Source organism: Nostoc cf. edaphicum LEGE 07299 (genome assembly GCF_015207245.1).
Taxonomy (GTDB): domain Bacteria; phylum Cyanobacteriota; class Cyanobacteriia; order Cyanobacteriales; family Nostocaceae; genus Nostoc; species Nostoc edaphicum_B.
Genome location: NZ_JADEXF010000313.1, coordinates 1 through 5,365, shown reverse-complemented (window position 1 = coordinate 5,365; position 5,365 = coordinate 1). Strand labels below are relative to the sequence as shown.

Sequence of the window (5,365 nt, the reverse complement as noted above, 5' to 3'; positions counted from 1 at the left end):
GCTAAAGGATAGGTTAAGCAAATCAACAAACGACAGCGATTTGATTTAGCTACATCAAAAATTGCTGTTGCAGACTATTGGCATAAGGAAATGAATCAAAACAAAAATTATTCCATGTAGGCAATTTAACCAAATTTGGCTACAAAAAGCTAAGACATGATTAAGCGTATTGAACCACGCAGATATTGAACAGAATCCGATCAATTATGGATGGATACTTGTGGTGATGTTAGTGAGTATCCATAAATTATTGAAGCTTGACTAGCGATTTTAGATTTTTGATTAGGGTCTTCTAGTTTATATATCGTCTGGGACGGAATAAATCTAAAAGACGTTTGCTAAGACTGCGCGATCGCCAATCCAAAATCCAAAATTTATTGACCAAAGTGCGGTAGATATGTCCAGGAGAAGACGATGATTGAGTATTTGACATCCTTGAACGACCACAATTTGCCCTATCCAGATACGATTCATCCCATCGTTGTCCACTTCGTAATTGCGATGGTGTTGTTTTCCTTCTTCTGCGATGTAATTGGCTATTTTACTGGTAAATCCGGTCTTTTTGAGGTGAGTTGGTGGAATATGTTAGTTGCCACGATCGCTATCTTCGTCGCGATTATTTTTGGTCAGTTTGAAGCAGGGTTAGCACAGCCTTACAGCCTAGCGAAATCGGTGCTGAATTTGCACACGCTAATTGGTTGGTCGCTTTCAGGAATTATCACAGCGATTACAGCTTGGCGCTATGTAATTCGTGCCCGCAATCCGCAAAAAGTACCGATTTATTATTTGGGAGCCGGATTAGTTTTAACTCTAATAGTTGGCTTGCAGGTATATCTCGGAGATGAGCTTGTTTGGGTATATGGATTGCATACCGTGCCAGTTGTGGAAGCAGTAAAGGATGGTTTGTTGCGATGAACTCAGAATTAATTGACCAATTGAACGGCTCTTTAGGTGCAAACGGATTACCTTACACAATTCCCATTCATCCCAACTTAGTCCATCTGACAATAGGTTTGTTCATCATTGCAATGACCTTCGATATTGTTGGTGTTCTGTTCCCCTTTGAAAAATGGGTCTTCAAATTTTTGGCAATTACTGTGGAACGTGACAACTTATTTGCTGTTGGCTGGTACAACATGTTAGCTGCCAGCATCATCACATTTTTCACAGTAGGAGCAGGCTTTTACGAAATGCTATTGGCAGCACCACCAGCTGATATAAAGAGTGCCTGGGGATTGCAGGCAATGGAAACTATGCTTTGGCATGGTGTGGGTGGTGTGTTCTTATTAGCGCTGATTGTTGGCATGACCATCTGGAGAGCATGGCAGCGCTTCGTTTGGGGCAAACAAGAATATAAACAGACAGATAGAGAAGTGCAATGGATCTATCTGTTTGCAGGCATAGCAATCATGTTCATTCTGTACATCCACGGCACACTAGGAGCGCAACTAGCCGCCGAGTTTGGCGTACATAATACAGCAGACAATTTGCTGCGATCGCACCAAGACCTCAACACAACACTCAAATAAGTCATTTGTCAATTGTCCTTTGACCAATGACTAATGACCAATGACCAATGACTAATGACTAATGACCATGAAAATCCAGAAGATTTTAAATATTTTGACGCTGCTTACAGGCGCGATCGCAGTGACTGTTACGAGTCTCTGGATCGGCAAGCAGGCTTACTCCTGGCTTCCTCCCCAAGCAGCAGCCGAATCCCTACTAATTGATGATTTGATTAGCTTCTTAGTAACCCTTGGTGCCTTCATCTTCTTGGGAGTAACAAGTACTTTAATGTATTCTGTGATCTTCCATCGGGCAGTCAAAGATGACTTCACTGACGGTCCCCCAATTCATGGCAATATCACCTTAGAAGTTGTCTGGACAGCAATCCCAATTCTTCTGGTGTTTTGGATTGCGGGTTACAGCTACCAAGTTTACGAACAAATGGGGATTCAAGGCCCATCGGAATTAGTTCACCTGCATAATCCGCTAGCAATGCAATCGGCTCATGCAGAACCAAATGATGTACCAGCTAACGCTTTAGCAGAACCTGTAGAAAAAATCGACGTACTAGCTAAACAGTGGGCGTGGGTTTTTCATTATCCTGAAAAAGATATTACCAGTACCGAATTGCATTTACCGAGCGATCGCCGGGTACGTTTAGCGCTGAAATCACAAGACGTTCTCCACGGCTTCTATATTCCTGCATTCCGCCTCAAGCAGGATATTATTCCCAACCATGCGATCGACTTTGAATTTACTCCCATCCGTCCCGGACAATACCGATTGACCGATTCTCAATATAGCGGTACATACTTTGCGACGATGCAGGCGAATGTAGTTGTCGAATCTCCTGAAGATTATCAGCAATGGCTAGCACAAGCTGCAACCCAAAAGCCATCCGTAGCAAAAAATCAGGCAGCTTCTGAGTATGCCCAAACATCCAATCAATCAGTCCAAACTGGTTGGGTTACAGTTCCACCTGCTGCACCTCCTCTAGTCAATTCACCTGGTTGAAAGGAAAGTAACCATGACTAATGTTCCTATTGAAGGTATTCTTCTCCCTGATGAGAAGCATAACCACGAATCTCCAAGTAATTGGAAAGAATACTTCAGCTTTAGTACTGACCACAAGGTAATTGGTATCCAGTATCTCGTTACCTCATTTTTCTTCTTTCTCGTCGGCGGTATCTTTGCGATGGTGATGCGGGGAGAACTGATGACACCCGAATCAGATTTAGTTGATCGCACCGTCTATAACGGTATGTTCACCATGCACGGCACTGTGATGCTGTTTTTGTGGACATTTCCCTCACTCGTTGGTTTTGCTAACTATCTAGTGCCCCTGATGATTGGGGCGCGAGATATGGCATTTCCCCGCCTCAACGCCGTCGCCTTTTGGATGGTGCCAGTAGTTGGGATTTTGATGATGGGTAGCTTCTTCGTCCCTGGTGGCCCAGCCCAAGCCGGTTGGTGGTCTTACCCGCCAGTCAGTCTCCAGAATCCCACAGGTAACTTGATTAATGGTCAAGTTCTCTGGCTGCTAGCGGTAGCAATATCTGGCGTATCCTCAATTATGGGGGCAGTCAACTTTGTCACCACAATCGTGAAGATGCGGGCCCCAGGAATGGGCTTCTTCAAAATGCCGTTGTTTGTCTGGGCAGTATTTAGCGCCCAAATTATCCAACTATTCGGACTGCCAGCACTAACAGCTGGTGCGGTGATGCTGCTACTAGACTTAACTGCTGGCACCGCCTTTTTCGACCCTTCCAAGGGTGGAAATCCAGTGATGTTCCAGCATTACTTTTGGTTCTACTCCCACCCAGCCGTTTACGTGATTATTTTGCCTGTCTTCGGCATTTTCTCAGAAATCTTCCCAGTTTATTCACGTAAACCCCTATTTGGTTACAAAGTAGTTGCTGTTTCATCCATCTTAATTGCCGTAGTTAGCGGTATTGTTTGGGTACACCATATGTACGTCAGTGGTACACCAGGCTGGATGCGGTTGATTTTCATGCTGACAACGATGTGCGTGTCTGTCCCCACAGGAATTAAAGTATTTGCTTGGGTAGCAACTATTTGGGGCGGTAAACTACGGCTAAATACCGCCATGCTGTTTGCCTTGGGCGGATTAATCATGTTTGTATTCGCCGGCATCACAGGCATCATGCTTTCTTCAGTACCAGTCGATGTCCACGTCAACAATACCTACTTTGTAGTCGGACACTTCCACTACGTCCTCTACGGCACCGTGACGATGGGCTTATTTGCAGCCATCTATCACTGGTTCCCCAAAATGACCGGGCGGATGTACTCAGAAAGCTGGGGTAAAATCCACTTCTGGTTAGCATTTATCGGCACCAACCTCAACTTTTTACCTATGCACCCCTTGGGATTGCAAGGAATGTTACGCCGAGTTGCTTCCTACGCCCCAGAGTATCAATTCTGGAATATCATCGCCAGCCTCGGCGGATTTCTCTTAGGAATGTCCACCTTGCCCTTCATATTCAATATGGTGATTTCTTGGATGCAAGGCGAGAAAGCACCCGCTAACCCTTGGCGAGCAATTGGACTAGAGTGGTTAGTTTCTTCACCCCCCCCAGTAGAAAACTTTGAAGAAACTCCCATCATCATCTCCGAACCCTACGGCTACGGCAAATCAGAACCCTTAACAGCTAACCTCCCAGAATAAACGCAAACTATCGGGAAGACGCAAAAACCCTCCGCGTACCTCTGCGCTTCCCTCCGCGTTCCTTTGCGTTTCAAATTCCCCCTCAAAAACTAAAATGGACAGCTATATCAATTCCCACGAATTGCCCCATACAAGCGCAGAACACAGCCACGACGAAGAAGGCAACAAAATGTTTGGCTTCATTGTCTTCCTACTGTCAGAAAGCGTCATCTTCTTAAGTTTTTTCGCCGGATATGCCATCTACAAAACAACAACGCCTAACTGGCTACCAGTTGGTGTTTCTGGATTAGAAATAAAAGAACCAGCAATCAACACAGTAATTCTCGTTGCTAGTAGCTTTGTAATTTACTTAGCAGAACGCGCCCTTCAACGCCACGACTTAGTAAAATTTCGCCTGTTCCTCTTGGCAACAATGGCGATGGGAACTTACTTTTTAGTTGGCCAAGCGATTGAATGGAACGGCCTCGCCTTTGGTTTCACCTCCGGGGTATTTGGTGGAACCTTCTATCTACTTACAGGCTTCCACGGTTTGCACGTTTTCACTGGTATTTTGTTGCAGTTAATAATTTTGGTACGTTCTTTCCTACCTAGCAACTACGATACAGGTCACTTCGGCGTCAATGCAACTTCATTGTTTTGGCACTTCGTCGATGTTATCTGGATTATTTTGTTTGTCCTTATCTATGTTTGGCAGTAAAGATTGGTGGGAAGGAAAACCCAGATAATTTCTCTGGGTTGGTGTATGTGGCATTGTTAATTACTTTTATGCCCCATACGCCATTCACTTTGTTATTCTGGTTGGTGAAAATGGTTGCTGCTTCAGCTACTATTTTTCTGCTACTTGCGCTTTTGCTGTTAATCAAAAGACAGATTTTGGGAATACTAAATTTAACAGCTTAGGCACTTAGTTATGAAAAATGTTGTTATCCCAAGTTTTTTGCTCAGTTTATCATTTGTTAGTTGCGGTGTGACTTCTCCACAAGATTTAGCTAAAAGTCATCTCGAACTGATAAAGGCTGGTAAGAGTAGTGAGGCAAACCAACAATATTGCATGACAAAAGAATCATTGAGACTGCATTCGGTTAAAGGATTTGAGATTTTGAGTTCTCAATCAAAAAGGCAGGATGGACTTTCTCGTACTCAAATTATTACCTATCGTGATACGCA

General features: G+C 44.1%; 6 protein-coding genes. All 6 read left to right on the top strand.

The genetic code is table 11. From position 1 onward, the window contains the following. Positions 1-414: 414 nt before the first annotated feature. Entirely contained in the window at positions 415-915 is a 501-nt protein-coding gene (locus IQ229_RS11355) for a DUF2231 domain-containing protein (protein WP_181931323.1), read from the top strand. Beyond that, positions 912-1,529 carry a DUF2231 domain-containing protein gene (locus tag IQ229_RS11350; RefSeq protein WP_194043750.1) on the top strand — a complete coding sequence of 206 codons (618 nt, stop codon included), beginning with the start codon at positions 912-914 and terminating at the stop codon, positions 1,527-1,529. The genes IQ229_RS11355 and IQ229_RS11350 overlap by 4 nt, the downstream gene beginning before the upstream one ends. Before the next feature lie 67 nt (positions 1,530-1,596). Beyond that, positions 1,597-2,523, top strand: coding sequence for a cytochrome c oxidase subunit II (locus IQ229_RS11345; protein ID WP_194043748.1), 927 nt, complete (start codon positions 1,597-1,599; stop codon positions 2,521-2,523). A gap of 13 nt (positions 2,524-2,536) precedes the next feature. Continuing rightward, entirely contained in the window at positions 2,537-4,198 is a 1,662-nt protein-coding gene (ctaD, locus tag IQ229_RS11340) for a cytochrome c oxidase subunit I (protein WP_194043746.1), read from the top strand. 94 nt (positions 4,199-4,292) lie between these two features. Beyond that, entirely contained in the window at positions 4,293-4,895 is a 603-nt protein-coding gene (locus IQ229_RS11335; RefSeq protein WP_194043744.1) for a cytochrome c oxidase subunit 3, read from the top strand. 213 nt (positions 4,896-5,108) lie between these two features. Further along, the coding region (locus tag IQ229_RS23935) for a hypothetical protein (RefSeq protein ID WP_228013384.1) at positions 5,109-5,365 on the top strand (257 nt) is incomplete at its 3' end.

What these genes read in the sequence shown, in the direction of transcription:
- IQ229_RS11355 (WP_181931323.1), top strand. Translation starts at nt 415, where the DNA reads ATGATTGAGTATTTGACATCCTTGAACGACCACAATTTGCCCTATCCA.
- IQ229_RS11350 (WP_194043750.1), top strand. Translation starts at nt 912, where the DNA reads ATGAACTCAGAATTAATTGACCAATTGAACGGCTCTTTAGGTGCAAAC.
- IQ229_RS11345 (WP_194043748.1), top strand. Translation starts at nt 1,597, where the DNA reads ATGAAAATCCAGAAGATTTTAAATATTTTGACGCTGCTTACAGGCGCG.
- ctaD (WP_194043746.1), top strand. Translation starts at nt 2,537, where the DNA reads ATGACTAATGTTCCTATTGAAGGTATTCTTCTCCCTGATGAGAAGCAT.
- IQ229_RS11335 (WP_194043744.1), top strand. Translation starts at nt 4,293, where the DNA reads ATGGACAGCTATATCAATTCCCACGAATTGCCCCATACAAGCGCAGAA.